Consider the following 26,437-nt stretch of genomic DNA (forward strand, 5'->3'; position numbering starts at 1 on the left):
CTCCAAATCAGCAAGTCCCGGTGCTTGAAATACACTCTCAATCTCTCTCAGGAAGTACTCGTAATTTCCAGGAGAGACACCTCTTACGTGCAATACTTCAGATTGGATGGCACTGAATCCTCGCAACGCAATGGTTGGATGTCTCCACCGCCGAGGCACTCGCCTTCACTGCACGCCGACTGCGGGCCGAGGGACTCGTGCTGTTGATCGCCACGCGCGACGTCGGAGGCTTCGCGGACATCGAGCAGCTGAACATCGGCGCGCTCGACGAGGATTCCGCCGCGGAGTTGCTCACCGCCCGATTCGCGGCTGCACCCGCCGAGGAGGTCGTGCGCGCGCTTACCGCGGAACTCGGAGGCAACCCACTGGCATTGCATGAGGTCAGCGGCACCCTCACCCGCGCTGAGCTGACCGGCACCGACCCGCTCCGAGCGCCATTCTCGGCGGAGAACGCCGCATCACGCATCTTCGGCCCGCGCATCTCCGCCCTCGACCGTGCATCGCTGCACGCGCTCCGCATCACCGCGGTCGCCGCCGGTGATGGCCTCGAGGTGGTGCTCGCCGCGCTGGCGGCGGAACCTGGAGATTGTGCCGCGCTGGAATCGCTCGAGAACAAGGGGCTGGTCGCCGTCGAGGTCGCCGATGTTCATTTCGTGCACCCGTTGCTGCGTACTGCCGTACTGACCAATCTGACACCGGGCCAATTACGGGCACTCCACCGAACTGTTGCCTCCGTCATGACGGCGCCGTCACAGGCGGAACGCCGGGCCTGGCACCTCGCCGAGGCCGCTCTGGGGCCTGACGAGGCCGCCGCTCGAGCCCTCGAACAGGCTGCAGACCATGCGCTGAGACGCAGCGGCTATGCCGGCGCCGCTCTGGCGCTCGAGCGCGCCGCTGAACTCTCCAGGGACGGCCCCTCGAAGGCGCGCCGATTCTGTGCCGCCGCGAACGCGGCGCACTCCGCGGGACAGCTTGACACTGCGCTGCGACTGCTGAGGAAGTCCGAAGAGTACACGGTCGATCCCGTCCTGCATGCCGACATCGCGGACATGCGCGGTCGAATTGAACTTCACACGGGACGGGCCAGCGTCGCCCGCATGGTGTGGCAGGCCGGCGCGGTTGCGGTCAGCGAGGTAGACCCCGCGCGGGCGGCCTCGTTGCGGGCCACGGCTGCCATTGGAGCGCTGGCAGCGGGTGATCCCGCGGGCGCCTGTGCGCTCGCGCGGGAGGCCGCCCACTCAGCTTCCCCGGCCGACGGAAACACCCAACTCCTGAGCAAGACCGTCATCGGGAACGCTCTGACACTGATGGGCCAGGAGTCGGACGGCATGCGGTGGATGCGGGAGGCGGCCGCGTCGACCCGGAAGCCTGCGGCAGGTGAGCCCGACCTCGAGTGGGTCCTTGTCGGCGCGCTCAGTGGTGTGACCTGGTACGGCGAGGAGATCGATCCGCGGGGGTTCCTCGATCCGTTGCTTCATCAGCTACGGCGCAGCGGCGCGCTGGGCCATCTACCGCTGGCGCTGCATGTTGCAGCGCTCGCCGACAGTAGGCGAGGACGGCTGCAGTCGGGCCGGTCCGCGGCCGCGGAGGCGGCCGAACTGGCGGCCGGTATCGGTGACGTCTTCACGCTGTGTCCGGCGCTGGGCTGCCTTGCGCTGCTCGAAGCGCAAGTTGGTGACGAACAGTCCTGCCGTGCTCATGCTGCGGAATCGCTGCGACAGCGTGAGGTCACCCGCTTGGGCGTGATGCATCACGTGGCGCTGGAGGGATTGGGCCTGCTCGAGCTGAGCCTGAACCGACCCGATCGGGCGATTCCATACCTCGAAGAGGTCAATCGAGGCCCGGAGCCGGATGTACGCGACCCGATGGTGGTGCGAGTCTCGTCCCTGGATCTCATCGAGGCTTACGTTCGGGTCGGTGCGGACATCAGCGCCACAATGCGAGATCAGCTGGGGGGATTCGCAGGATTGACGCTGCCTCCGGCGCTCAGTGCTTTGATCTGGCGGGCTATGGCGTTGGTAGCTGGCGATGGGGATTACGACGAGTTCTTTTCGCGGGCACTCGCCTTCCACGCTCGGTGCCCGTCGCCGTTCGATGCGGCCCGCACGCGATTGTGCTATGGCGAACGGCTCCGTCGGGCGGGTCGTCGGCGCGACGCGCGCGAGCATCTTCGTTGCTCACTCGACGGGTTCGAGCGCATTGGGGCCCGCCTGTGGGCGGCGCGGGCGGCCACCGAACTCACCGCCGCCGGGCAACCAGCCAAGGCGCGAAGTGGAAGCGTTGCCGACGCGCTCACCGCACAGGAGTTGGAGGTGGCCCAGCTTGCTGCAAACGGTGGCACGAACCGTGAGATCGCCACGCAGCTGTTCCTCAGTGTCAAGACGATCGAGATGCACCTGGGACGGGTTTATCGCAAGGTTGGTGTCCGCTCCCGGACGCAGCTCGCCAACTCCTTCCGGGACAGCGTGAAGGACTGCGTGTGATCACCGCCGGGCGCTGTACGCGATCCACCCCGCCCGTGGTCGTCGTCAAGGGCGCTTCGACTGCCTCCCCTGGCGACGCGGTTGCCGGGACAGCACCCGATTCCAGGCGGGGGACGGCCCCGGCTTCGCGCTACCGGCTCCGGCCCTTCGACCTGCACGGACCTCGTCCTTCTCGAGACACCCCACTCGGTCAGCTCGTCAGCCACCTCGGGCAGGGGCGCCGCTCTCACCGTTCCTGCGGTACCGGGCTGGTAGGTCGCGAGGGCGGCGGCACCGATCTGGCCGAAGAACCGGGCCTCGTGCTCATCGAGGACATCGATGAGCACGAGCGGCGAGATCATCCGCTGCAGCCGGCCATCAGCGAAGCTGACAGTGCGTGCGCGAACTTATGGGATGGCGGTCACGATTGGGCCGACGTAGTAGTACGGTGCACCCGTGCCGATGCACTGGATGAACGCTCGGGTACCGGGTGTGTATCGGAAGAAGATCGGGTTCGGTCCAGTCTCGAATTTGTAGAAGTCCGGGACCACTTGTAGGTACGGCGGCTCGAGACTCCATCCCTCGCACTCCCACGTTTCCCCTGGTGCCAGGTCCATGCGGATGACCCCGCCGGGTTCGGGTGTGGCGACCGGCGGGGTCGCGGACGCAGTGCCGACTGCCAGCAGACCGAGCGCCGCTGCCGCTGCCACCGACCCGGCACGTCGGATGTTTCTGAGTCGGATGTTTCTCATCGGAAGTCCTCCTCTTGTCGGGTTTGGGGTGGCAAGTTCAGCGGTGGTTGCGCGGATGCGCCAGCCGGATCAGCAGGCTGCCGAGCGAGTGGCCTTCCTTACCGAGCACTCCGAAGCGGTGGATCACCGCGAGGTCGCGCTTGTACGGGGTGCCGGTGACGCCGCAGGCCCGCTCGACCGCGGCAACTCTCCGAGAGAGTTCCGTGCGCCGGACGACCGCCGCGAGAATTTCCGCGTCGATGTGGTCGATCTCGTTGTGCAGCTCGTCGAACTCGATTGTGATCGATCGCTCGTCCGATTGGGGGAACGCAAGTGGGTTCATCTCCAGCTCCTGGCAACTATCGCGTATCAGGTCGGTGGTTGTCGGCGGTTCACCGTGGAACCGAGACCGACACTATGGATTCCACGAAGTACCGACGGCTGCAAATCTCCACACCGAGGGAAAGGGTCACGGGTGGGGACGGGACGGATCGTGCAGTCGGCGGCCGGACCGGGCGATGGCGGGCACGTTGCCGGGCGAGCCTGTTCGGCGACGAGCCGGGGGTGAACCGTCTCGTGGCTTCGGTGATCGCTGCGTCCTCGATCATGAAGGCCTCGCTTCATCGGCGCATTCTGCGACGTACTTGCCGGTCTCATATCGGGTATGGGGAGAGCATCCTTGACGAAGCCGTCGCACTTCACCGCGTGGCGGTAACGAGTAGCCGACTCTTGTTTCCGCGGCAACCTCGCCACGTCGGGCGGGACGGCGCCCACGACCGGCACGCTGAACAACGGCGCGGATGCGGGAGCAAGCGGGCCGAGCCTGACGGGATGGATCGCCTCGGGAACGGCCATCGCTGCGCGAAACACTTTCTTGTTCAAGGTGTTCTTCTCGTGGTGTGTTTCGGCGGGTGTTGCACCCGGCACGAGTGGTTGACGTGGAGAACATCATTCGGCATGGGCACGGTGACCGGCGACGGGGAAAACCCTCGACCGCGATGTTTGGGCCGAGCACCTGTTCGCCGCGGTGCAGGACACCGTGGTCGAACACCAGGTCGCCACCGCGCTGTCCTCCCGGCTCGCGTGCCCGGCCTGCGAAATCCCGCGGCGGCACAGGGACAGCCTGGACCATCGTGATGGGGACGCTGTTCGGCACGCTGCCGCTGGACAGTCCCCGCTGGTGGCGCAGCCCGTGCACGCCGCAGCCGACCCGAACGTTCAGCTGCCTGGCCGCGACCCTGCGGGAGCGGACGACCTCGGGGACTCGCGCACCCCGATCCGCGCGTGCAGTCGGCGCAGCGGTCCCGGTGCCCACCAGTTGAACTCGCCGGCCACCCGCATGAACGCCGGCACCAGCACACCGCGCACCAGTGTGGCGTCCATCAGTACGGCGAGCGCAGTGCCGATCCCGAACATCTGCATGAACGACAGTCCGGTCGAGAAGGACAGCAAGGTCACGGTGAGCAGGGCGGCCGCGCTGCTCACGATCCGCCCGACGCTCCCCAGGCCCTCGATGGTCGCCTCGGTGGTGTCCGCCCCGCCGTCGCGCGCCTCCTTGATCCGGCTGAGCAGGAAGATCTCGTAGTCCACCGACAGGCTGAACGCGATGCAGCACAGCAGCACCACCATGCCGATGTTCAGCGGTGCGGGCGTCACGCCGGTGATCGCGGCCAGGTGCCCGTCCTGGAACAGCCACACCATCGCGCCGATCACCGCGATGAGCACGAACACGTTGAGCAGCAGCGCCTTGATCGGCACGATCATGCTTCCGGTGAATAGGAACAACAGCACGAAGGTCGACACGGCCAGCAGTGCGAGTGCCGACGGCAGACGGCCGGCGATCGCGGAATTGCTGTCGATCAGCGTCGCCGTCGGGCCGCCGACGGCAACGCGGTTCTCGGCCACCGCCGGCAGCGCCCGGATCTCGTGCACCAGGTCCTGGGCCGGTTCCGATTGCGCGTCCACCGTCGGTTCGACCAGCACGTACCCGGCATCGTCGGCGGTGAAGCGCGCGCTCTGCGGTCCCGGACCGGCCACCAGCATCCCGTGTTGGTAGCGGCCGAAGGCGCCGTCCACCCGGGCCACCTCGTCGAGCGCGGACACCTCGCGGGCCACCCGCTCGAGCGCCGCCGCGTCGTTGCGCGCCACCAAGATCGCCGCGTCCGAGCTGTCGGCGGCATAGTCGTCCCGGATCGCGGTGGTGACCTGACGCGCGGCCGAATCGACCGGCAGCGCTCGCTCGTCCGGGGTCGCGAACCGGGCGTGCAGGACCGGAAGGCCCATCAGCAGCAACAGCATCAGCACCGGCAGCGCGGCGCGCACCGGTCGGCGCGTCACCGCCGCCGCGGTGCGACGCCAGAACGGCGAATCCGCCGCCAGCCGGTCGCGTCGGCGCCGCACCGCCAACGAGTCGATTCGCCCACCGAGCAGTGCCAGAATCGCCGGCAGCACCACCACTGCGCTCACGGCCGCCGTCACCACCACCGCCATCGCCGCGAACCCGACCGACCGCAGGAAGTAGATGGGGAACACGAGCATCCCGCCCATCGCCACCGTCACGGTGGCCGCGCTGAACAGGATGGTGCGGCCGGCCGTCGCGACCGACTCGATCACCGCTTCCCGTGGTGGATGCCCGGCGGCCCGCTCCTCGCGGAACCGGGACACCAGCAGCAGCCCGAAGTCGATGGCGAGGCCGAGCCCGAATGCCGTGGCCACGGTCAGCGCATAGACGGACACGTCGGTGACCTGGGCCAGCACGAACAGCACCAGCATCGTCGCCAGAATCGAGGCCACGCCCAGGCTCAGCGGCAGCAGCGCGGCCACCACGCTGCCGAACACGATGATCAGCAGCAGCAGCGTCGCGGGCAGCGCGATCGATTCGGCCAGCTTCAGGTCCTGCGCCACGTGGGTCTCGAGGGCGTCGGTCAGCCCCAGCTTGCCCCCGGCCGCCACCCGCACCGCCGGGTCCTCGGGCAGCTCCGCGAGGATCGTCGTGGTGTGCCGGGCGGCCTGTTCCGCGGTGCCGCCGACGTGCAGCAGCACCAGCCCGGACCGGCCGTCGGTGCTGCGCAGATCCGGCAGCCGCGTGGTCCAGTAGGAGCCGACCTCGGTCACCTCCGGCTCCGCCGCGATCCGCCGCTCGAGCCGCTGCGCCGCGGCCATCACCTCGGGGCTGTTCACATCGCCGGCGCGGGCGGTGACCTGCAACACCAGGTTGGGTGTGGAGCCGCCGAAGCGCTCGTCGAGGAAGGCCTCGGCCAGAGACGATTCCGAGCCGGGGTCGTCGAAACCGCCGACCTTCAGCTCGGCGGAGACACCCGTGCCGAACACACCGGCGAGCACCAGGAAGGCCAGGGCGCCGGCGAGAACCCGGCGGGGACGGTCGACGATGAGGGTGGCGAGCCGTGTCAGCATGACGTCGTCGCTCCTTCCCGATCGTTTGCCGTGCGCGGTGGTGAGCTGTTGTTCCTCCGATGCCGCGTGTCGCGGCTCGTCGTCGCGTTCACCGGCGCCGCCGTGAGCGCCGCAGTCTGCACCATGGCGAGGGCGTTGCGACCCGGGCCCGGCCGGGTAGCCGTCGGTGGTGGTGCTCATCTCGATCCTGCTCTCGATCGTCGGCAATCGGATTCATCCCCGCCCGGAACGCCGAGCGCCGCTGTGCTCGACATCACCCCGGACCGTGCGGGACCGACGACCCGCCCGAACGGTCGTCCTGGTGCCGCGGGCCCAACACTTCGAACATGATCGGCCTTCGCGGCCCGGTCGCGATGTTGTGTGGGACCGACACCGGCGGCGGCCGGCGTAGGGCCCGCTCCGGCAGAGCCAGCCGGACCCGCGACAGGATGGTCGCCAGCACGATCGGCATCTCGTACTCCGCCAGGGCGAACCCGATGCACCGTCGATGCGCGCCGCCGTACGGCGCGAATTCGAACGGACTGTAGTGCCGCCCGACGAAACGCTCCGGATCGAACCGGTCGGGTCGTTCCCAGACATCCGGATGCGAATGCAGGAGCGGCAGGGCGATACCGACCGTTGCGCCCGCGGCTACCGGGACGCCGCGCACGTGCAGCGGCCCGGTCAGCCGGCGCAGCACGATCGGCACCGGCGGGTGCAACCGCAGCGTCTCGTGGCACACCGCGTCCAGGTACGGCAACCGAGCGAGGTCCTCGGGCGCCGCCGTCGCGCCCAGGTCCCGCACCTCGGCTATCACCCGCTCGCGGACCTGAGGGTGGCGGTGCAGATGGAACAACGCCCAGCACACCGAGGTCGCGGTGGTCTCGTGCCCGGCCACCAGCAATGTGCGGAGTTCCTCGCGCAGCTCGCCGTCGTCGATCCGCGACCCGTCTTCGTAGGTCGCGGCGAGCAGCATGCTCAGGATGTCCACCCGGCCGTCCTCGGGCTCCGCGCGCCGGCGCTCGATGTCCTCGGTCAGCAACGCATCGAATTCGTCGCGGGCGCGGACGAACCGATCCCAGGGCGCGTGTCCGAACACACCGCGGCGCAGCGGTGGAACCAACATCAGCGGGCCGGTGTAGGCGGCGAGGAAATCGGCGACCACCCGGATGTATTCGGCCGGGCGGTCGGTGCCGGTGAGCCCGAACACCGCCTCCAGGATCACGCGCAGGGTGATGGCCCGAAGGGCAGACCGCGAGTCGACGATGCGTCCCGGAGTCCAGTCGGCGATCTCATCGAGGGTCGAATCGCGGATGATCTCGCCGTATGCCCGCATCCGCTCCCCGTGGAACGGTGGTGTCAACAATTTCCGTTCCCGGCGGTGCCGCTCTCCGGATATCAAGATCAGCGACGCGTCCCCGACCAGCGGCGCGATCGGATTCGGTGTCGGGGGCTCGACCAGATCGACGGGCGCACGGAAGATATCTCGGGCACCCTCGGGATGTCCGGTGAACAGGATCGGCGTGAAGCCGGGAAACCGGACCTCGAACGGGTCACCGTCGCGGTCGCGCCGCCACCGAAAATAGCGATCGGGATCGGCCCCGGCGGTGAGCGTGCGAACAGCACCGCGCCCGGCCGCACGTAACTGCGAGGCACGCGGCAACATCGTCGACATACCGCGGCCCTCAGATCGCCTGCAGTGCCCGCAGCACCGCGCGGCCGGCGGCGGGATCGCCCACCGCGATGCGGGCGCTGCCGTCGGCGTAGGGTTTTGCCACGATGCCGGCGCGCTGCAGCGCCGGTGCGATGCGCGACCCGTTCAGGTAGAGGAAGTTGGCATGGCTGCGGGGAACATGCACCCCGTTCTGCCGCAACGCCACCCACAAGAGTTCGCGTTCGGCGGTGATCCGCGCGACCCGGGCTTGCAGCTCGTCCTCCGCCGCATAGGAGGCGGTCACCGCCGCCACCGCCGCGCAACTCATCCCGAACGGCAGCTGCCGGCGCCGCACCCGCGCCACCAGCTCCCGCCCTCCGAATACGTACCCGATGCGCAGCCCGGCCAGCCCGAATGCCTTCGAAAACGTCCGCAGCACCAGCATATTGGGGTAGCGGCGAATGAGGCCGAGCACATCGACCGCGTCGGCGGCGTCGATGAACTCGACGTAGGCCTCGTCGAGGATCACCACCACCTGCGGCGGAATCGAGGACAGGAACACCTCCAGGTCGGCCGCGGAGACCAGGGTGCCGGTGGGGTTGTGCGGCCGGCACACCACCACCAGCCCGGTCCGGTCGTCGACCGCCTCGCCCATCGCACACAGATCCTGGCGACCACCATGATCGAGCGGCACCGCCACCGCTTCCACGCCCAACATGTCGGCCATGATCGGATAACCGTCGAACGTCGGGTTCGCGAACACCATGGTTTCGCCGCTTCGCAGCACGGCCTGCATGATCTGCATCGCCACCCCCGTCGCGCCCGAACCGACCGCCACCTGCTCCGGGTCCACACCGACCCGGTCGGCGATGATCCGGGGAAGCCGCTGCGGCAGAAACTCCGGATATCGATTCGCCCGGGCCATCTGTTCGTACAGCGCCGCCAGCACCGACGGCAACGGCGGGAACGGGTTCTCGCTCAGCCCGAGCTCGAAGTGGGGCACCGGCCTGGTCACGCCGCTCCCCGCCGACGGTGTCGTCGCCTCCGCGATCTCGCCGGTCATGGCGTCGGCCCCGCTCCCCATCGGACGGCGGCCGCACCGGCGAAGTCGCCGGCGTGGGCGAATCCGGCCAGCACCACCAGTGACCCGTTGCCGATGCGCCCGTCCCGGTTGGCGGTATCCAGCGTCACCGGAATGCCGGCGCCGAACAGGTTTCCGCACTCGTCGAAGGTGTCCGGGTGCTGCTCCGGGGTCAGCTGCATGGCCTCGCGCCAGTTCCGCAGGAACAGCCGGTTGGGTTGGTTGGTGACGAAGGTGTCGACCTCGGCGGATTGCACGCCGATCCGATCGCAGACCGCCAGCGCCACCTCCGGCACCAGCCGGTTGCCGCGGGCGAACACCTTGGTGATCTTGGACTCGGTGAACCCCACGCAGACCTGCCCGAGGCCCGGCTCCCAGTACTTGCGATCGGAGACCGGAACTCCCTCGAAGGTCATGTCCCCACCGAACTCCGGATAGGTGCGGCATTCGATGCCCAGGATCGGGGCGTCGTCGGATTTGGTCAACAGGCCGACCCCGCAGCCGTCGCCGGGGACCGAGGCATGCGCCAACCCTCGGATCTCGCTCTGGGTGAAGACCTGTCCCGCACTGTTCTGGGTCGTGGCGACCAGCGCCGTGGTCGCATCGGAGCTCTGCAGGATGGTCCGGGCCAGCGCCATCATGTGCACGAACGACGCGCAGCCGCCGTTGTGCACGTCGATCACCCAGTCCGGGCGCAATCCCAACCGGCGGGCCACCTCCGGGCCGCAGCCGAGCACCGGGTTGTCGGGCAGCTGGGTGTGGGTGAGCAGCACATCCACGTTCGAAATCGTGTCCGCGCCGTGCCTGTCGATCAGCGGGGCCACCGCCCGCTCCACCATGTCCACCGCAGTCTCGTCACGGGCCACGTGGTGCCGATACTTCGGCGAGCGGAACATGACGTTCTTCGCCATCCGGTCCGAGCGGGAGAACTGAGTGAAATATTCGGTGGGAACCCGATTCTCCGGTAGATAGCTGGCGACGTCGACCAGGCTGACCGTGGGCCGGGCCGCTGTCATCGGTGCGTGCACTGTCATGCTCATCTCATCCATTCCGGCTTGATCGGCAGACCGTGGGTGGCGCGGTACTCGCAGATGGCCTTGAGGTTGTCCATCTCCAACTGATGTCCGGCGGAGAACATGTCCCAGAAGTCGCCGACCCACACCGGGCGGTTCGCCGGTGCCGTCTCCGGGTAAGGGTTCTCGTCGTAGAACGGGTGGCGGCAGTTGGTCCACAGCACCACCGATCCGGGCTTGTTGAGCACCACCTGCGCATCGACCACCCGCATCAGATAGATCATCCACAGGTGTCGGCCCTGGTCCCACGCGCAGTGGTAGTCCACCGTCATCGCGTCGGGGTTCGCGACGGTGCGCACATAGCATTTCGTCTGGTCGCCGAGTCGGTCGTAGGAGAGCCACAGCCCGGGCTCGTCGGTCTCGGTGAACCCGCGCAGGCTGTAGGTCCACTCCTCCAGACACCGGGTGTCCGCAAGGTACTCGTACACCTCACGCGGCGGCGCCGCGATGTAGGCGTTGACCGGGCAGAACTGACCGAACACCTGGTCGTGCGGGTACACCGACCGCAGCATGTCCACGATGATCGGTGTGGTGGCCTCCTTGTCGGAATTTTCGATCCGCAGCACACCCGGGATCAGATCCTCGGCGATGTCGCTCAGAGCGGGAAGACTGATGGTCACGATTTCTCTCCTTCGGTTCTTTATCGGGGGCTGGTCAGGAACGGCAGGAACGGTGGTATCTCGTCGGGATCGCAGTCCACCGCTACGAACGACGGGCCTTCGGTGTGCGCGCTGCGTGCCAGCGCGTCGGTCAGCTCGCCGACACTTCGCGCGGCGAATGCCGGCAGCGTCGGGAACATCGCCGCGATCCCCTCGCCGAGCAGGGCCGGCCGGAATCGGTTGAAGCTGTATCGATCGCGGTAGAACAGTTGCTCGCGGGTCACGCACATCGCGTGCGCGTTGTTGTTGAACACGATGAATGTCACCGGCAGGTCGTGCTCGATCGCGGTGTGCATCTCCAGGCCGTGCATGAAGAACGCGCCGTCCCCGGCGATCACGAACGTCCTTCTGTTCCGCGCGAACGCCGAGCCGATCCCCGCGCCGAAGCTGTAGCCCATGCCGCCCATCCCGAGGGCAACCACGAACCGCCCGCCGCGGGGCACCGAAAGATGATGCACCACCGATGCGCCCGTGTTCCCGGCGTCGGCGAACACGTCCGCTCCCGCCGGCAGCATCGCTGTGATCGCCTCCACGGCCTCGCGGTAGCGCAGCCCCGGACCCGAGGAGTCGGGTACCTCCAGCGTCGTCAGGGCCTGCGGGCCTGCCGGTTCCGGTACGCCGTCGACGTCGAACAGCGCCGTGAGCTCGTCCAGTGTCGACCCGAGGTCCATGCTCACCGCGTGCACCGTGGGCGCATAGGGTGGTTCGGCGCCGATGCTGGCCACCGGCACTCCGGCCAGCGCACCGTCGAGCCCGGCTCGTGCGGTCATCGGCATCCGGGTGCCCACCAGCAGGCACAACGCCGCCTGCTGCACGGCGTCGACGAGTTCGGCGTGGCCCATTATGCCTGCCACACCGCAGAATCCATGCTCGTCGGCGGCGTAGCAATCCTTCGCATCCGGTGCCACCCCGACCGCCGCGTCCAACGCGACGGCCAACGCCCGCACCTGCGCGCGGGCATCGTTGCGCGCCACCTGATCGCCGACGATGAGCACGATCTTGCCGGTCCGCCGGGCCGCGGCGATCATCTCGGCGACCCGGGCCAGCCCGATGTGATCGCGAACCACCCGGCGGGTCGGCGGGGTGAACCGGGGCCCCGTAACGGTGGCCTGCTGAACATCCTTGGGCAACAGCAATACCGCAGGCCCACCGCACAGCGCCGCGGACACCGCCCGCTCCAGGTGCTCGGCGATGTCCTCGGGCCGCTCGACCCGCGCGCAGTAGCGGGAGATCTCGAAGAACAACCGCGCAGCGTCGATCGAACCCGCCCGGCCGCTGGAATCCTGGAACGCCCCGCCGCCCTCCAACGTGGTCGGGGGCTGACCGACCAGGGCCAGCACCGGCACCCGCGAGGTGTAGGACTCGGCCAGTCCGGCGACCAGGTTCATCGCGCCACCACCCGAGGTGGCGGCGACAACACCGAGCCCACTCGACGAGCGTGCGTACCCGTCGGCCATGGTGGCCGCGGAGAACTCGTGCTTGGCAACCACCCCGGTCACATCCACGTCGGCATCGAAGACCGCGTCGTAGAGGTCCTCGATGTTGGCGCCGTCCACCCCGAAGATGTTCCGCACGCCCAGCGCGGCCACCGCATCGACCAGGTAGTCGACGACCCGCCGCTGTTCGCGTCCATGACTTCGACCGCTCGTTACCATGCCGTGCTCCTCCCGGGACTTCGGTCCCTGCTCTTCTTGTCGCTTCCCGATGTGGTGAGGTCTGGCCCGATCGGGTCACCGTCACGGGTGCCCTTGGGACCCCACACGTAGGGGCTGGGGTCAGGTTCGGGAGCGCCGGGCCTACCCGGAATCCCTGCATCGTTGCGCTCCGCCTGGTGCGCAGCTGATCGCCTACCACAATGTGCCGGCGCCGCTGCCCCCAGTAGGCACCCCAGGTTGCAAATCTCTACCCCGAGAGGAAATGCCACGGGTGGGGACAGGACGAACCGTGCAGTCAGCGGCCGGACCGGACGACGGCGGACACGCTGCCGGACGAGCCGCTTCGGCGCCGGGCGGAGGTGAACCGTCCCGTGGCTTCGGCGATCGCTGCGTCTGCGGTCATGACGCCCTCACTTCATCGGCACATCCTGCGACGCACTCGCAAGTCCCATATCGGGTCTGGGGAGAGCATCCGTGCAGAAGGCCTCGCATTTCGTCCTGCGGCGGTAACGAGTAGTCGACTACCTGACCTGCCGATTCCCGATAGGTGGGCGCTCGACGTGACAGTGCCGCGCCCACGACCCGCCCACGACCGGCACCCTGAACATCGACGCGGATGCGGGAGCAAGCGGGCCGAGCCTGACGGGATGGATCGCCTTGGGGGCGGCCACCGCTGCACGACACACGTTCTTGGTCAAGGTGTTCTCCCTCGCAGTGTGCGCCGGGCGGGTGATGAGCCGCGGCCACGAATGGTTGACGTAGAACAGCATTCGGCACGGGCACGGTGACCGGCGACGGGGAAAACCCTGGACCGGACGCGCCGGGTTGTCCCCGATCGGAGCGGGTGGACGGCGAGTTCGAGGGATTTCCCCGTCGAGTGACCGAGGTCATCCACGCAAGAGTTATCACATGGCTGTTGATCTGTTGCGTGCGGCCGACCGGTTCGCCACCGCGCTGCACGTGCCCCTGTACGAGGAGGCACGTGCCCTTCGGCAGCGGCAGCAGGCACACAACCTGGTCCGAGGAGTTACGGCCCCACCGTTGGAGGCGGGAGGACTGCCCGTCCTGCTGGTCGGCGGTCTGCTCGACACCCCTGGCTGCTCGAGGCCCTCTCGGACTGGTTCGACCTGGTTGACTGTCGCCCCACCCCGGCGCCGGTCAACCGCGTGGTCGGTGAGGTCGAGGCCCGCACCTGCATCCTTTGCGCAGGTAGGCGCGGCGGTGCGCGGACACCCCGGAATGAAACCGTTGGGCTTCCATGCGATCAGTACGTTTGCCACCGTTGTGACGGACTCGGACCAGCATCCTTTCGTCTTGCCGTCGGCGCGATCGTCGCGGCCGACCGGCCGGCAGACGCGCTTCGGCGAATACAGCAAGACCGGTCCTTCTCGAGTGTCCACGCCCCGAACTGCCAATGTAACCGATAATTAGTCACGCTAATCATATTCTGGCACCCATACACGTGAGAATGTGGAAGTGCCCAGCCAGCTGCGTGAACGCGCGTTGCGGCTGCATCGGGAGTCCGAGCCGAAGCCAGTGATCCGGCGGCTGGTCGAGACGTTGAATGCACGTCGGTTGCCTGGCGACCCTTTTTCGCTGGTGGTTTGACAGATGAGCCGTGTTTTGGCAGCGAGGGGCGGCCGGGCGTGGTCGAATCGGGGCCATGCCTCTCACCGGAGAATACGAACCGAGTCCGTCCCAGTGGGCCGCCGACCAGGTGGCGCTGTACGAGAGTTCCGGCGGTACCGAGGGCACGACCCTGAACGGCCGGCCCGTCGTCGTGCTGACCAGCCGCGGAGCGAGGACCGGCAAGCTGCGCAAGACCCCGCTGATGCGGGTCGAGCACGACGGCGTCTACGCGGTGGTCGCCTCCCTCGGCGGTGCCCCGAAGCATCCGGTCTGGTACTACAACGTCCTGGCGGACCCGCACGTCGAACTGCGCGACGGGCCGACGGTCCGGGACATGACCGCCCGCGAGGTCCACGGCGAGGAGAAGGATCTGTGGTGGCGGCGCGCGGTCGAGGCCTTCCCCGATTACGCGGAGTACCAGAAGAAGACGGACCGGGAGATCCCGCTCCTGATCCTGGAACCGCGCTGACGCGCGAGCGCGGGAGCCGGGTGTGGCCGGCGGGGTGACGAAACCCGCGTTGGGGGTTCCGGGCGGGCAGTGGCAGCATAGGTAGGTGACCACTACCTCGCGAGCCGCCGATCCGATGCACCTGCCCGCCCTGAGCGTGGCCGACATCGAGGCCGCGGCGGAGCGAATTTCGGCGGTGGTCGCGCCCACCCCGCTCGAGCACAGCGAGCGGCTCTCCGTCCTCACCGGCGCGAACGTCTATCTCAAGCGCGAGGACCTCACCCGCGTCCGCTCCTACAAGCTGCGCGGCGCATACAACGTCATGGCGCAGCTCTCTCCCGCCGAACGCGAGGCGGGTGTGGTGACGGCCAGCGCCGGCAATCACGCGCAGGGTGTGGCCTACGCCTGCCGGGCGATGGGGGTGATGGGCCGGATCTACGTGCCCACCCGGACCCCGAAGCAGAAGCGGGACCGCATCCGTGCGCACGGCGGTGCCTTCGTCGAACTCATCCCCACGGGCGACACGTTCGACGCGGCGGCGGCCGCCGCCGCCGAGGACGTCGCGCGTACCGGCGCGACGATGGTCGCGCCGTTCGACGACGCGCGCACCGCGGCGGGGCAGGGGACCATCGCCCGCGAGGTGCTCGACCAGCTCCCCGCGGCGCCGGACCTGGTGCTGGTTCCGGTCGGCGGTGGCGGTTGTCTGGCCGGCATCGCGGCGTACCTGCACGAGAAGTCGCCGTCCACCTCCATCGTCGGGGTGGAACCGGCCGGCGCGGCGTCGATGACCGCGGCCCTCGTCGCGGGCGGACCGGTGACCCTGCCCGAGGTGGATCCGTTCGTCGACGGTGCCGCCGTCAAGCGGGTCGGCGACGTGCCCTACGCGGTGGTCTCCCGGCTCGGCGCCGAGATCGTCTCCCACGCGAACCTGCCGCTGGTCGCGGCGCTCCGCAACGACGGTCTGGGCACCGGGCCGTTCGGGATGACCCAGGTCGACGAGGGTGCAGTGTGCACCGCGATGCTGGATCTGTACCAGAACGAGGGCATCATCGCCGAGCCCGCGGGCGCGCTGTCCGTCGCTGCTCTCGAGGGGTTGACCATCGCGCCGGGCTCGACGGTGGTGTGCCTGATCTCGGGGGGCAACAACGACGTCTCCCGCTACGGGGAAATCATCGAGCGCTCCCTCGTGCACCGCGGCCTCAAGCACTACTTCCTGGTGGACTTCCCCCAGGAGCCGGGTGCGTTGCGGCGGTTCCTCGACGAGGTGCTCGGACCCGACGACGACATCACGCTGTTCGAGTACGTCAAGCGCAACAACCGGGAATTCGGGGCGGCGCTGGTCGGCATCGAACTCGGGGCGGCGGACGGCCTGTCGCCGCTGCTGGCGCGCATGTCGGCCTCGCCGATCGAGGCGCAGCGGCTCGAGCCGGGCTCGCCAGCCTACCGTTATCTCACCTGAGCCGCACGGGATTCCCGGCGGGGGAGGTGTGTTGTCCCCGCCGGGCCCGCCCGTCCGGTGTGTGCCGGCGCCCGTGAACCGCGTGCGCCGCCCGGGTGATTCCGATCGGTGCGGGTGTGGCGGCGGTTCCGGCGATCAGGGGTGTGCGGAGCCGAGCAGGCGGGCGACCACCTGGCTGTGCAGTTCCGGATCGGGCTTCGGGAGGCCGAGCATCGCACCGAGGTAGATGCCGTCGCCCACGAGGCGCACGATCTCGGCGGTGACGGGATCGTCGATCTCGGCGCGCAGGCCCTCGTCCCACGAGCGCATCACCTCGACCACCGCGCGCTGCACGTCGTCGTGCTGGCCGTCGGCACTGCGCAGCGCCGCCACCGTGGACCGGAACAGGGCCATCTCCGCGGCGTCGCCGGTCTCGTCCGGATCGGCGAGATACCACTCCGCGACCGGGGTGCCGCCGGCGACGGCATCGGCGAGCCGGGCGTCGCCCCGTTCGCCGAGGCGCCGCACCATCGCGGCGAGCATCGACTCCTTGGTCGGAAAGTGGTACAGCAGGCCGCCTTTCGAGACGCCCGCGGCGGCCGCGACGCCCTCGAGCGTCACCTGGGCGACCCCCACGTCGACGAGGGTGCGTTCGAGGGCGTCGAGGATGCGGTCGCGGGTGTCGGAGGCCATGGGCCGATTCTACCGATTGTCTTTGTACCGTCCGGACGGTCGGTGCTACCGTATTTCTGTACCGGCTGGACGGTTCAGTGTGGAGGGAAGACGGATGACGAACACCGGGCAGATGCCGGGGCTCCGCCCGGCGGACGCGGGGACCGGGCCTGCGCCCGCGGGTGTGCGCACCTGGGCGGGGCTGGTGGTACTCGCCTGTGCCGTGTTGCTGATCGCGGTCGACGCGACCGTTCTCGACCTCGCCCTGCCCTTCCTCAGTGCCGATCTGGCCCCGAGCGGGGTGCAGCTGCTGTGGATCATCGACGTGTACTCGTTCGCCGTCGCCGGCCTGCTCGTGACGATGGGCGTGCTCGGCGACCGCGTCGGCCGTCGCCGGCTCCTGCTGGTCGGCGCCGTCGGCTTCGCCGCGGCCTCGGCCGTCGCGGCGTGGGCGGTGAGCCCCGAGATGCTGATCCTGGCGCGTGCATTGCAGGGAATCTCCGGCGCCACCCTCATGCCCGCGACCCTGGGGCTCATCCGGCACATGTTCACCGACCCGCGGGAGCGGACCGTCGCCATCGGCGTGTGGGGCGCGATGGCCGGCGGCGGCGCCGCGCTCGGCCCGCTCGTGGGCGGCTGGCTGCTCGAACACTTCTGGTGGGGGTCGGTCTTCCTGATCAACCTGCCGATCATGGCGGTGCTCGTCCTCGCCGGGCCGTTCCTCGTCCCGGAATCGCGGGATCCGCACCCGGGCCGCTTCGACTTGCCGGGGGCCGCGCTGTCGCTGCTGGCCGTGGTTCCGATCGTCTACGCGGTCAAGGAAACGGCGCTGCACGGCCCGCATGCCGCCGCGCTGGTCGCGCTGGGCGGCGGTCTGACGGCCGCCGCGGCGTTCGTGCACCGTCAGCGGGTCGCGAAGAACCCGCTGCTCGATCTCACTCTGTTCCGGCGGCGCGAGTTCTCCGCGGCCGTACTGACGAATCTGCTGGCGATCTTCGCCCTCGCCGGGGTGTTGTTCTTCGGGTCGCAGTATCTGCAGCTGGTGCTCGGGATCGGACCTCTACAGGCGGGTCTGCTGATGCTCCCCGGGACCGCGACCAGCGCTCTGTCCTCGCTCGGAGCGGCATGGCTCGTGCGGCGCCTGCCCGTCGGGACCGTCCTGTCGGGTGCTCTGGCCATCGCGGCCGTGGGTGCGGCGCTGTTGCTGGCTCTCGGCACCACCCGCGGGGCGGGGTTGTTCGTCGTCGGCTTCACCCTCATCGGCGTGGGGGTCGGCGTCGCGCTGACCCTCACCATCGACCTGGTGGTCGGGGCCGCCCCGGCGGACCGGGCCGGCGCCGCGTCGGCGGTGTCGGAGACGGCGTACGAACTCGGTGTCGCGCTGGGGGTGGCGGTGCTCGGCAGCGTCGTCACGGCCGTCTACCGTTCCCGGCTCGGGATTCCGGGCTCCGGCCACGAGTTCGACATCCTCGGCGGCGCGGTGGCCGCGGCCGGACGACTCCCGGCGGCGGAGGCCGAGGCCCTGCTCGAGTCGGCGCGGGACGCGTTCGTCGCCGGCACGCACGGGGCCGCGGCCGCCACGGCGGTGATCCTGGCGGCCACCGCCGCGCTGACCCTGCGCATGCTCCGCCGGCGGTGATCCTGTGCGCCTCCGGCTGCGGTGACCCTGTGCGGCCTCCGGCCTGCGGTGACCCTGCGCGGCCTCAGACCCGCGGTGTGACGGCAGAGTCGAGCACGACGAACGAGTGCCCCGGCACGAGCGTCGCGGACCCGGTCCGGTTGACCACAACCGGCTCCCACCACACCAGGGGAGCACCACCGAAGGGCACGGTCACCGGGTCGGGCCCGAGGTTGCACGCCACATGAAGGCCGCCGCGGTGCATCACGATCCAGCGCTCGTCCTCGTCGTAGTCGACGTGCAGGTGCTCGAGCCACGGATCGGTCAGCTCGGCGCGTTCGCGGCGCAGCGCCAGCAGCTGCCGGTAGCAGTCGAGCACCCGCGCGTGGCCAGGCTCGGCGCGCTCGGCCCAGTTCAGCGTCGACCGCCGGAACGTCTCCGGATCCTGAGGGTCGGGCACGTCCTCGGCGTCCCATCCGTGCTCGGAGAACTCGCGCCGGCGTCCCTCGGCGGTGGCCCGGGCCAGCTCTGGTTCCGGGTGGGAGGTGAAGTACTGGAACGGTGAACTCGCGTCCCACTCCTCGCCCATGAACAACATCGGCGTGAAGGGGGAGGTGAGCACCAGCGCGGCCTTGACGGCGAGCTGACCGTGGTCGAGGTAGTGACCGGGCCGGTCGCCGATCGCCCGGTTACCCACCTGGTCGTGGGTGCACGTGTAGGCGAGCAGGGCGCTCGCCGGGATGCGCCCGACGTCGAGCGGGCGCCCGTGCGTGCGCCCGCGGAAGCTCGAATAGGTCCCGGCGTGGAAGAACCCGTGCCGCAGGGTGCGGGCGAGACAGTCGAGCGAACCGAAATCGCCGTAGTAGCCCTGTCGTTCGCCGGAGACGGCGGCGTGCACGGCGTGGTGGATGTCGTCGTCCCACTGCGCCTGCAGGCCGTAGCCGCCGGCGGCGCGGGGCGAGATCGTCTTCGGATCGTTCAGGTCGCTCTCGGCGATCAGGCTCAGCGGCCGGCCGAGGTGCGCGGACATCCGGTACGTCGCGACGGCCAGTTCCTCGAGCAGGTGCACGGCGGTGTGGTCGACCAGTGCGTGCACCGCGTCCAGGCGCAGCCCGTCGATATGGAAGTCCCGCATCCACCGCAGGGCATTGTCGAGGATGTAGCGGCGCACCTCGCCGGAGTCCGGCCCGTCGAGGTTGACCGATGCGCCCCACGTGCCCTGCCCGCCGGACAGGTACGGGCCGTAGCGGTCCAGGTAGTTGCCGGACGGTCCGAGATGGTTGTAGACCACGTCCAGGATCACCCCGAGGCCGCGGGCGTGGGCGGCGTCCACGAAGCGCTGCAGGCCGTCCGGGCCGCCGTACGGCTCGTGCACCGCATACCAGAGCACCCCGTCGTAGCCCCAGCCGCGGGTGCCGTTGTAGGCGTTGACCGGCATCAGCTCGACGAGGTCCACCCCGAGCTCGACGAGGTCGTCGAGGCGGTCGACGGCCGCGTCGAAGGTGCCGCCATCGGTGAAGGTGCCCACGTGCAGCTCGTAGACCACTCCGCCGGCGAGTTGCCGACCGGTCCAGGACGCGTCGGTCCAGGCGCTCTCGTCGAGCGAGTGCAGCTGGGACAGGCCGTGCACGCCGTCGGGTTGCCGCGGCGAGCGCGGGTCGGGCAGCACGGTCTCGTCGTCGTCGAGGACGTACCCGTAGCGGGCACCGGGGGAGGCGTCGACCTCGGCGCGCCACCAGCCGCCGTCGTCCCGGCGCATGGGGTGGTCCGTGCCGTCGACGCGGAGCCGGACGGATTGCGGGGTCGGAGCCCAGACCTCGAAGGTATGCACCCGACCAGCATGCCCGGTCGTCGTCGCGCCTGCAGGCCTCCGAAATCTGTTGCAGTTTCGATGCAACCGATGCTGATACGCTGAGATCGATGTCCCAGCATGCCAAGAGGACCTACAGTTCGCCGCTGCGCGAGGAGGCCGCGCGCCGTACCCGGGCGACCGTCGTCGACGCTGCCGCCCGGCTCTTCGTCGATCGCGGGTACGTCAGCACCACGGTCAAGCAGATCGCGGAGACGGCCGGGGTCGCCGTGCGAACCGTCTTCACGGCGTTCCCCGGCGGCAAGTCCGAACTGTTCCGGGAGGCGCTCGACGCCGCGGTCGCGGGCGGGTCCGCGGACTCGGCCGGCGACGATCCGGCTCCGGCCGAGCGTTCGCGCCCGGGGCGGGTCGCCTCCGGCCCGGCGGGATCGGACGCCGAACGCATCGTCGAGCAGGTGGTCCGTTACGGCGCGGACCTGCTCGAGCGGGCCGGCGGGCTGCTGATGACCTCGGTCGAGTCGTCGGGCGCGGACCCGGACATGCGCCGGTTCGCCGACGAGGACGCCCGCGCCACCGCGGACAACGCGCGCACGATCGCGGTCGGGCTGCACCGGCACGGGCTGCTGCGCGACGACGTGAGCGTCGATCACGCGGCGCACGTGCTCTACACGCTGGGTTCTCCGCAGGTGCATGCGCTGCTGCGCCGCGACTGCGGCTGGGACGTGGACGAGTACCGGGCGTGGCTCACGGCGACCCTGCGGGCGACGCTGCTGCGCTGAGCCGGTGCCGCCTCCTCACGGCCAGGCCGCCGGGGCCGGGACGCGCACCGCCCGCGGGGTGGTCCCGAAGCGGGCACGGAACGCCGTCCCGAACGCGCTGAGCGATCCGAAGCCGGAGGCGAACGCGATGTCGCCCACGGCGACCGCGCTCCAGCGTGGGTCCTCGAGGCGGCTGCGGGCGCGGTCCAGCCGCCGGTTGCGGAGCAGTTCGGCGGGCGTGGTGCCAGCCGTCCGCAACGCGAGCTGGAGCTGCCGCAGCGACCAGCCCAGGTCGCGCGCGATCGACGCCGGTGTCAGGTCAGGATCGTCCGAACGTTCGTCGACGTAGGCCCGGGCGGCCGCGGCCACCGCCTCCAGGCCGCCCGGGCGGATGCCGTCGCGCAGGTCGGCCAGGGCGACGGCCACGAGTTCGATCACCCGCGCGCTGATCGTGACGAATGCGGGACCGGACAACGACTTCCGTTCCCGGGCCAGCGCCCGCGTCATCGTCTCCGCCACCGACGCGACGCCGCGGCGCAGGTCGAGCACGCTCGGCCCGTCGGCGACGGCACGGTCGGGCAGGCACCCTTCGGGCACGGTGAGCACCCACGCCCGGGTCTGCGCGCGATGGAGCAGCTCGAAGGGGCGGGCCATCGACACGAGGGCCGCGCGGCCGACCGGCACCGGCAGCGTGACCCCGTCGTGCGCGACGGTGAGGGTGCCGGATTTCGGCACGAACAGTCGCATGCTCCGGTCGTCGTCCGCCCGGACGTGCCGCGCGGTCCGCGCGTAGGTGATCCGATCGGACCAGAACTCGACGAGCTGGTGATTCCCGCAGCGCTGCACGTGCGTGGCGCCGGCGAAGTCGGCCGGCGACCGCTCGCCCGGAGCGGGGAAGAAGTAGTCCAGGGTGCCGTGGTTGAACCGCACGTGGTCGGTCCAGAACTCGGCGCGGTCGCGCTGCGGCACGCGGCGGGTCGTCGTGAACTGCACCTGGTAGTCCGCTGTCACCGTGACCTCCTCACCGGCCGTGCGCGGGACGGGCAGGGTCCTGCGCGGATCGACGAGTGCTGCGACCGGACCGCTCCCTACGCTCGTCGGCAGTGTAGTGACGAGCGCCACAGCGCGGTGCGGTGGCCCGGATCCAGGAGGTTTCTCATGCTTCGAGCATCGGTCAACGGGACGGAACTCGCCTTCGTCGACGTCGGTCCGCGCGACGGGGTGCCGATCGTGTTCAGCCACTCGCTCTTCTTCGATCACACGATGTTCGACGCGCTCGTGCAGAAATTCGCCGACGACGGGTACCGGGTGGTCGCCTACGACCATCGTGGGCAGGGTGAGAGCGCCCCGGCTGCGCGGGACGAACTGGCGGTCGACGTTCTCGCCGAGGACGCCGCGGCCCTGATCGAGCATCTCGATCTCGCACCCTGTCACGTCGTGGGGAATTCCCTCGGCGGATTCGTCGCGCTGCGGCTCGCCGCGCGACGGCCCGAACTGCTCCGCACGGCCGCCGCACTCGGCTCGTCGGCGGAGGAGGAGTACAAGCTCGACGAGTTCGCTCCGCTGGTCGGCCACCTCACCGAGCACGGCACGGCCGACGTCGTCGACACGATCATGTACATCATGTTCGGCGATTCGAGCCTCGCTCAGGAGAGCGCGATGACGAGCACCTGGCGCGCGGCGATCGCCCGGCTCGGGCCGCGCATCGGAGACGCGGCCCACGGCGTCATCCACCGCGGACGGATCGTCGAGGAGTTGGCCGGCTGCCGCGTGCCGGTCCTCGCCGTCGCCGGCCGCGAGGACCACGCCTACCCGCCGCCGATCTCGTCGGTGAACATCGCCGACGCCGCGGGAGGCCGGCACGTCACGGTCGACGCCGCGGGGCACTCCGTGGCGCTCGAGCAACCGGACGAGGTCGCGAGGCATCTCTCGGAGCACTTCGCCCCGGCCTGGCGGGACCGATCCGGCGGGTGACGGCGCGCCGCGGCAGCCGGGGTGGCGCCCCAGCGTGCGCCGCGGAGACCGGCGCACCGGGTATGTGGAATCCACGGCCTACGGAAAAATGGAATTTACCGAACCAGGTCCGCGCGGTTCCTCGCGTCCGAGAATTGCACCGAAGACGGGGCGCCCTCCCGGCGCGGGCGCACCGCGGCGGGCACGGGCTCGGGAACGACCGCCCGGAACGGGCCGCATCCGGAAGAGGTCGCCGCGGGCGTGTACCGGCTCGGGGCCGGCCGCGGCCTGACCGAGGCCAACGTCTACCTCGTGCGGTCGGGGCACACACCGGGGCACCTCGCGTTGTTCCGCAGGTCCGGCCGGGTGGCGATCACCGGCGGCGCCGTGCTGACGGTCGACGTGAGCTCGCTGCCCCGGCCTGCTGCGCCGCAGGCGCGGGACGTCCGGTCCGCCCCGCCTCACCACGTGGAACCGGGCCTACGCGCGCGAATCGATGTCCCGGATCGCGGGGCTCGCGCCCCGGGTCGTCGCGAGTGGCCACGACCGGCCGCTGCACGTCCCCGAGACCGCCGGGCCGGCGGAATCGTGAGGGGTCCCGGCGGTGGGGCGCTCGAATGTGTTTCGGATCACATTCCGCCGGATATCCGAGACAGTGGGTCGGGACGTCGAGGCAGGGAAGGAGGAAATCGGTCATGTGGAACTTCCGACCTGAGTTCAACTGGTTCATGCATCTGTTCCGTGACCTGTTCGGCTGGTTGAGCTGAGACAGGGCCTCACCGTCCGCGCCCCGCCCGGGGGCGGACGGTGACATACGTCGCCTCGACGGCGACGGGGACCGCGAACCCACGACGTTGCCCGAGAGGACCCCATGAGTCATGCCAGTTTCGCGTCCCGGGTCGGTGCCACTCGCGACAAGCTGTTCGACCTGGCCCGCGAGATCGCCGCGATCGTGGAGGCCGCCGAGGCACTCGACCGGGAGTCCCTGCCGCTCGCCGACGAGATCGCCGTGACCGGGCTCGTCGACGCTCTCACCGACGTGAGCGGGCACCTCGACGCGGCGACGGAGCCGCTCGGCGAGGCCGTCTGGTTCTCGCGTCATCTGCCCGGACCGTTCGGCTGACGCTCGCGCCCGAGGATTACGCGGCCGGAAACCGGGTATGTCGTCGGGGCCGAGGCGCTGCTCTCGGCACCGTTCCCGCACCGCCGACACCAGGAGCGCACGTGAGTACCCAGAACCCCGGACCTCAGCCGGAAGACACCCCCGGCCTCGACGCCGGCGGGGGAGTACAGCCCGGGGACACGCCGCCCGATGCCGGACAGACCTCCGGTCTGTCGCATCCCCAACCCAACCCGAGCCGGGTGATGCCCGTCTTCGCGATCCTGCTCATCGCGTTGATCGTGCTCGGAGTGGCGGCGTTCTTCGTGGCGCGCGCGTTCGCCCTCTTCGACTGAGTACGCCGAACGACCGAACCGCGCCCGCCAGGTCAGCCGAGAGCGTCGACGTAGAGCCAGCGGCCGTCCTCGCGGACGAACCGGCTGTGTTCGTGCAGCACGTCCGCGTGACCGCCGAACCTGTAGTGGGCGCGGAACTCGACCGTTCCCTCCGTGTGCAGGAACCCGCCGCCGCTCGTGCGCAGCACCTCGAGCCCGGTCCACCGCTGCGCCGGATCGAGGTCCAGCCGCACCGGGCGAGTCCCGGGGTGCCACGTGCGGCGCAGATACGCCTCGTCGCCCACCGCGAAGGCGGTGTACCGCGAACGCATCAGCTGTTCGGCGGTGGGCGCGTGCCCGCCGGCGAGGAACGGCCCGCAGCATTCGCCGTACGGCAGGCCCCGGCCGCACGGGCAGGGTGTGGTGGGGCCGGGTCGGGGGGCGCGCTCGCGTGGACTCACCGGCACATTATCGCCACGGTCGGGATCGGGCGGTGGTGCCGGCCGTGGCACGATCGAACCTCGGGACGAGCGCGGCCGGAGGAACGGTGGGGCATGGTCGAATCTGCCGACACACAGGCATGGGAGCAGGGCAGTCCCGGCACCGCGCTGCGGCACAGCTTCGCGGCCGTCCCGCTTGCCGGGCCGGACGACACGGTTGCCGGGGTGCTCGACCGGATGCGGGAGCACAGTTTCGACAGCGCCGCCGTCGTCGCCGTGCTCGCCGGTGAGGTGCTCGTCGGTCTCGTCACGATCGAACGGCTGCTGGCGGCCCCCGGCACCACCCGGATGAGCGACGTGATGGATCCGGATCCGCCGGTGGTGCGTCCGGACACCGCGCAGGAACGGGCCGCGTGGAAGGCTGTTCAGCACGGTGAACCCGGCCTCGCCGTCGTGGACGGCCGCGGCCGGTTCCGTGGTCTCATCGCGCCCCAGCAGCTGCTCGCCGTGCTGCTGCACGAGCACGACCAGGACATGGCCCGGCTCGGCGGCTTCGTGCACTCGGTGGACGCGGCACGGGCCTCGAGCGTCGAGGGAATCCGTCGACGCCTGTGGCACCGGCTGCCGTGGCTCGTCGTCGGTCTGGTCGGGGCCATGGTCTCGGCCCGCCTGATGCAGGTCTTCGAGGCCGAGCTCGACGCCGACCTCGCCGTCGCCTACTTCGTGCCGGGCATCGTGTACCTGGCGGACGCGGTCGGTACGCAGACCGAGGCGCTGGTCATCCGCGGGTTCTCGGTGGGTGTGGGGATCCGCCGGATCGTGCGCCGCGAGGTGCTGACCGGCCTGTCGGTGGGGGCGCTGCTGGGTGCGACGATGCTGCCGGCGGTGCTGCTCATGACGGGAAACCGGGATCTCGCGGTCGCCGTGGCATCGGCCGTGCTGGCCGCCAGCACCATCGCGACCACCGTCGCGATGGTCCTGCCGTGGGCACTGCAGCGGCTGGGCAAGGACCCGGCGTTCGGGTCCGGCCCGCTCGCCACGGTGATCCAGGACCTGCTCTCCATCGTCATCTACTTCGTGGCGGTGACGCTTCTGCTCGGCTGAGGGGTGGGGTGTTCCCCACCCCAGGGGTCCTTGGGGGACAAGGCGTTCCCGAGCCACGATGGGGCGACCGACCGCCAATCCCGTGGAGGCCCCGTGACCGTAACGTCGGAAACGTTCACCCCGAACCCCACCGCCCTCGCCGGCACGGCCGAACTGGATCACGTGTTCGACGAGATCGACCGGGTCGACGCCGAGATCGTCGCCGCGATCCGGCGCCGGACCGGTCTCGCGCACCACGCCGGCCGGCTGCGCCGCGCCGGTCACGGAACGGTGCCGGCGCACACGTGTCGCGAGATGGCGGTGCTCGCGCGGTTCACCGCGGCACTGGGGCGGGACGGTTCGGCGCTGGCGGCGACGCTGCTGCGGTTGGGACGCGACCCCCTTGCCGACGCTGCAACCTACGGGCAGGATTGAGTCCGCGCCCT

At 70.0% G+C, this 26,437-nt stretch carries 22 protein-coding genes; 11 read left to right on the forward strand and 11 right to left on the reverse strand.

Annotated elements, in window-relative coordinates:
* The first annotated feature begins 134 nt into the window (after window positions 1–134).
* Complete coding sequence (locus AIIKEEIJ_RS10230; protein WP_238406292.1) at window positions 135–2,483, forward strand: LuxR C-terminal-related transcriptional regulator; 2,349 nt, start codon at window positions 135–137, stop codon at window positions 2,481–2,483.
* 768 nt (window positions 2,484–3,251) lie between these two features.
* On the opposite strand, the gene AIIKEEIJ_RS10235 is transcribed toward AIIKEEIJ_RS10230, so the two are convergent.
* From AIIKEEIJ_RS10235 to AIIKEEIJ_RS10265, 7 genes are all read right to left on the reverse strand, one after another.
* Complete coding sequence (locus AIIKEEIJ_RS10235) at window positions 3,252–3,536, reverse strand: chorismate mutase (RefSeq protein ID WP_006943743.1); 285 nt, start codon at window positions 3,534–3,536, stop codon at window positions 3,252–3,254.
* Between the two features lie 875 nt (window positions 3,537–4,411).
* On the reverse strand, window positions 4,412–6,787 hold the full coding sequence (locus AIIKEEIJ_RS10240; protein WP_238406293.1) for an MMPL family transporter: 2,376 nt from the start codon (window positions 6,785–6,787) through the stop codon (window positions 4,412–4,414).
* Between the two features lie 73 nt (window positions 6,788–6,860).
* Entirely contained in the window at window positions 6,861–8,261 is a 1,401-nt protein-coding gene (locus tag AIIKEEIJ_RS10245; RefSeq protein ID WP_161995584.1) for a cytochrome P450, read from the reverse strand.
* A 10-nt stretch (window positions 8,262–8,271) separates the two neighbouring features.
* A complete protein-coding gene (locus AIIKEEIJ_RS10250; RefSeq protein WP_161995585.1) occupies window positions 8,272–9,303 on the reverse strand; it encodes an aminotransferase class I/II-fold pyridoxal phosphate-dependent enzyme in 1,032 nt (343 codons plus the stop codon).
* The gene (locus tag AIIKEEIJ_RS10255) at window positions 9,300–10,355 is read right to left on the reverse strand and encodes a 3-oxoacyl-ACP synthase III family protein (RefSeq protein WP_029544146.1); all 1,056 of its coding nucleotides are present in this window, start codon (window positions 10,353–10,355) and stop codon (window positions 9,300–9,302) included. The genes AIIKEEIJ_RS10250 and AIIKEEIJ_RS10255 overlap by 4 nt, the downstream gene beginning before the upstream one ends.
* A gap of 2 nt (window positions 10,356–10,357) precedes the next feature.
* Complete coding sequence (locus tag AIIKEEIJ_RS10260) at window positions 10,358–11,014, reverse strand: SRPBCC family protein (protein ID WP_161995586.1); 657 nt, start codon at window positions 11,012–11,014, stop codon at window positions 10,358–10,360.
* A gap of 20 nt (window positions 11,015–11,034) precedes the next feature.
* Entirely contained in the window at window positions 11,035–12,708 is a 1,674-nt protein-coding gene (locus AIIKEEIJ_RS10265; protein ID WP_065922498.1) for a thiamine pyrophosphate-binding protein, read from the reverse strand.
* A 1,476-nt stretch (window positions 12,709–14,184) separates the two neighbouring features.
* Here AIIKEEIJ_RS10265 and AIIKEEIJ_RS33650 point away from each other — a divergent pair.
* The 3 genes from AIIKEEIJ_RS33650 to ilvA all read left to right on the forward strand — a co-directional run bounded on the left by AIIKEEIJ_RS33650 (window position 14,185) and on the right by ilvA (window position 16,244).
* The gene (locus AIIKEEIJ_RS33650) at window positions 14,185–14,316 is read left to right on the forward strand and encodes a hypothetical protein (protein ID WP_255326746.1); all 132 of its coding nucleotides are present in this window, start codon (window positions 14,185–14,187) and stop codon (window positions 14,314–14,316) included.
* A gap of 55 nt (window positions 14,317–14,371) precedes the next feature.
* On the forward strand, window positions 14,372–14,806 hold the full coding sequence (locus AIIKEEIJ_RS10270) for a nitroreductase family deazaflavin-dependent oxidoreductase (protein ID WP_006943762.1): 435 nt from the start codon (window positions 14,372–14,374) through the stop codon (window positions 14,804–14,806).
* Between the two features lie 115 nt (window positions 14,807–14,921).
* The gene (gene ilvA / locus AIIKEEIJ_RS10275) at window positions 14,922–16,244 is read left to right on the forward strand and encodes a threonine ammonia-lyase IlvA (protein WP_037200948.1); all 1,323 of its coding nucleotides are present in this window, start codon (window positions 14,922–14,924) and stop codon (window positions 16,242–16,244) included.
* A 135-nt stretch (window positions 16,245–16,379) separates the two neighbouring features.
* Here ilvA and AIIKEEIJ_RS10280 read toward each other — a convergent pair whose 3' ends face one another.
* Window positions 16,380–16,916 (reverse strand): TetR family transcriptional regulator, encoded by a 537-nt coding sequence (locus AIIKEEIJ_RS10280; protein ID WP_161995587.1) that lies wholly within the window; start codon window positions 16,914–16,916, stop codon window positions 16,380–16,382.
* Window positions 16,917–17,010: 94 nt separating this feature from the next.
* Here AIIKEEIJ_RS10280 and AIIKEEIJ_RS10285 point away from each other — a divergent pair, with 94 nt between their 5' ends.
* On the forward strand, window positions 17,011–18,534 hold the full coding sequence (locus tag AIIKEEIJ_RS10285) for an MFS transporter (RefSeq protein WP_161995588.1): 1,524 nt from the start codon (window positions 17,011–17,013) through the stop codon (window positions 18,532–18,534).
* Between the two features lie 64 nt (window positions 18,535–18,598).
* On the opposite strand, the gene treZ is transcribed toward AIIKEEIJ_RS10285, so the two are convergent.
* Entirely contained in the window at window positions 18,599–20,410 is a 1,812-nt protein-coding gene (gene treZ, locus AIIKEEIJ_RS10290) for a malto-oligosyltrehalose trehalohydrolase (RefSeq protein ID WP_161995589.1), read from the reverse strand.
* 23 nt (window positions 20,411–20,433) lie between these two features.
* On the opposite strand from treZ, the gene AIIKEEIJ_RS10295 reads away from it, so the two are divergent.
* Window positions 20,434–21,102, forward strand: coding sequence for a TetR/AcrR family transcriptional regulator (locus tag AIIKEEIJ_RS10295; protein ID WP_006943771.1), 669 nt, complete (start codon window positions 20,434–20,436; stop codon window positions 21,100–21,102).
* Window positions 21,103–21,117: 15 nt separating this feature from the next.
* On the opposite strand, the gene AIIKEEIJ_RS10300 is transcribed toward AIIKEEIJ_RS10295, so the two are convergent.
* Window positions 21,118–22,092, reverse strand: coding sequence for a helix-turn-helix domain-containing protein (locus AIIKEEIJ_RS10300; RefSeq protein ID WP_161995590.1), 975 nt, complete (start codon window positions 22,090–22,092; stop codon window positions 21,118–21,120).
* A 117-nt stretch (window positions 22,093–22,209) separates the two neighbouring features.
* Here AIIKEEIJ_RS10300 and AIIKEEIJ_RS10305 point away from each other — a divergent pair, with 117 nt between their 5' ends.
* The 3 genes from AIIKEEIJ_RS10305 to AIIKEEIJ_RS10315 all read left to right on the forward strand — a co-directional run bounded on the left by AIIKEEIJ_RS10305 (window position 22,210) and on the right by AIIKEEIJ_RS10315 (window position 24,489).
* A complete protein-coding gene (locus tag AIIKEEIJ_RS10305; protein WP_338020934.1) occupies window positions 22,210–23,055 on the forward strand; it encodes an alpha/beta fold hydrolase in 846 nt (281 codons plus the stop codon).
* Window positions 23,056–23,905: 850 nt separating this feature from the next.
* Window positions 23,906–24,157, forward strand: coding sequence for a hypothetical protein (locus AIIKEEIJ_RS10310; RefSeq protein WP_006943779.1), 252 nt, complete (start codon window positions 23,906–23,908; stop codon window positions 24,155–24,157).
* 101 nt (window positions 24,158–24,258) lie between these two features.
* Window positions 24,259–24,489, forward strand: coding sequence for a DUF6480 family protein (locus AIIKEEIJ_RS10315; protein ID WP_006943781.1), 231 nt, complete (start codon window positions 24,259–24,261; stop codon window positions 24,487–24,489).
* A 32-nt stretch (window positions 24,490–24,521) separates the two neighbouring features.
* On the opposite strand, the gene AIIKEEIJ_RS10320 is transcribed toward AIIKEEIJ_RS10315, so the two are convergent.
* Window positions 24,522–24,929 (reverse strand): YchJ family protein, encoded by a 408-nt coding sequence (locus tag AIIKEEIJ_RS10320; protein WP_082120248.1) that lies wholly within the window; start codon window positions 24,927–24,929, stop codon window positions 24,522–24,524.
* Between the two features lie 93 nt (window positions 24,930–25,022).
* Between AIIKEEIJ_RS10320 and AIIKEEIJ_RS10325 the strand changes: the two genes are divergently transcribed.
* Complete coding sequence (locus AIIKEEIJ_RS10325; RefSeq protein ID WP_006943783.1) at window positions 25,023–26,012, forward strand: magnesium transporter; 990 nt, start codon at window positions 25,023–25,025, stop codon at window positions 26,010–26,012.
* Window positions 26,013–26,105: 93 nt separating this feature from the next.
* Complete coding sequence (locus AIIKEEIJ_RS10330) at window positions 26,106–26,426, forward strand: chorismate mutase (protein WP_161995592.1); 321 nt, start codon at window positions 26,106–26,108, stop codon at window positions 26,424–26,426.
* Window positions 26,427–26,437 lie beyond the last annotated feature (11 nt).

Origin of the sequence: Rhodococcus sp. YH1 (assembly GCF_009939605.1) — a bacterium.
Classification (GTDB): Bacteria; Actinomycetota; Actinomycetes; order Mycobacteriales; family Mycobacteriaceae; genus Rhodococcus; species Rhodococcus aetherivorans.

Excerpts from the sequence above, each read along its gene's own strand:
- AIIKEEIJ_RS10235 (WP_006943743.1), bottom strand. The coding sequence starts at position 3,536 with ATGAACCCACTTGCGTTCCCCCAATCGGACGAGCGATCGATCACAATC.
- AIIKEEIJ_RS10240 (WP_238406293.1), bottom strand. The coding sequence starts at position 6,787 with ATGAGCACCACCACCGACGGCTACCCGGCCGGGCCCGGGTCGCAACGC.
- AIIKEEIJ_RS10245 (WP_161995584.1), bottom strand. The coding sequence starts at position 8,261 with ATGTCGACGATGTTGCCGCGTGCCTCGCAGTTACGTGCGGCCGGGCGC.
- AIIKEEIJ_RS10250 (WP_161995585.1), bottom strand. The coding sequence starts at position 9,303 with ATGACCGGCGAGATCGCGGAGGCGACGACACCGTCGGCGGGGAGCGGC.
- AIIKEEIJ_RS10255 (WP_029544146.1), bottom strand. The coding sequence starts at position 10,355 with ATGACAGTGCACGCACCGATGACAGCGGCCCGGCCCACGGTCAGCCTG.
- AIIKEEIJ_RS10265 (WP_065922498.1), bottom strand. The coding sequence starts at position 12,708 with ATGGTAACGAGCGGTCGAAGTCATGGACGCGAACAGCGGCGGGTCGTC.
- AIIKEEIJ_RS10270 (WP_006943762.1), top strand. The coding sequence starts at position 14,372 with ATGCCTCTCACCGGAGAATACGAACCGAGTCCGTCCCAGTGGGCCGCC.
- ilvA (WP_037200948.1), top strand. The coding sequence starts at position 14,922 with ATGCACCTGCCCGCCCTGAGCGTGGCCGACATCGAGGCCGCGGCGGAG.
- AIIKEEIJ_RS10280 (WP_161995587.1), bottom strand. The coding sequence starts at position 16,916 with ATGGCCTCCGACACCCGCGACCGCATCCTCGACGCCCTCGAACGCACC.
- AIIKEEIJ_RS10285 (WP_161995588.1), top strand. The coding sequence starts at position 17,011 with ATGACGAACACCGGGCAGATGCCGGGGCTCCGCCCGGCGGACGCGGGG.
- AIIKEEIJ_RS10295 (WP_006943771.1), top strand. The coding sequence starts at position 20,434 with ATGTCCCAGCATGCCAAGAGGACCTACAGTTCGCCGCTGCGCGAGGAG.
- AIIKEEIJ_RS10310 (WP_006943779.1), top strand. The coding sequence starts at position 23,906 with ATGAGTCATGCCAGTTTCGCGTCCCGGGTCGGTGCCACTCGCGACAAG.
- AIIKEEIJ_RS10325 (WP_006943783.1), top strand. The coding sequence starts at position 25,023 with ATGGTCGAATCTGCCGACACACAGGCATGGGAGCAGGGCAGTCCCGGC.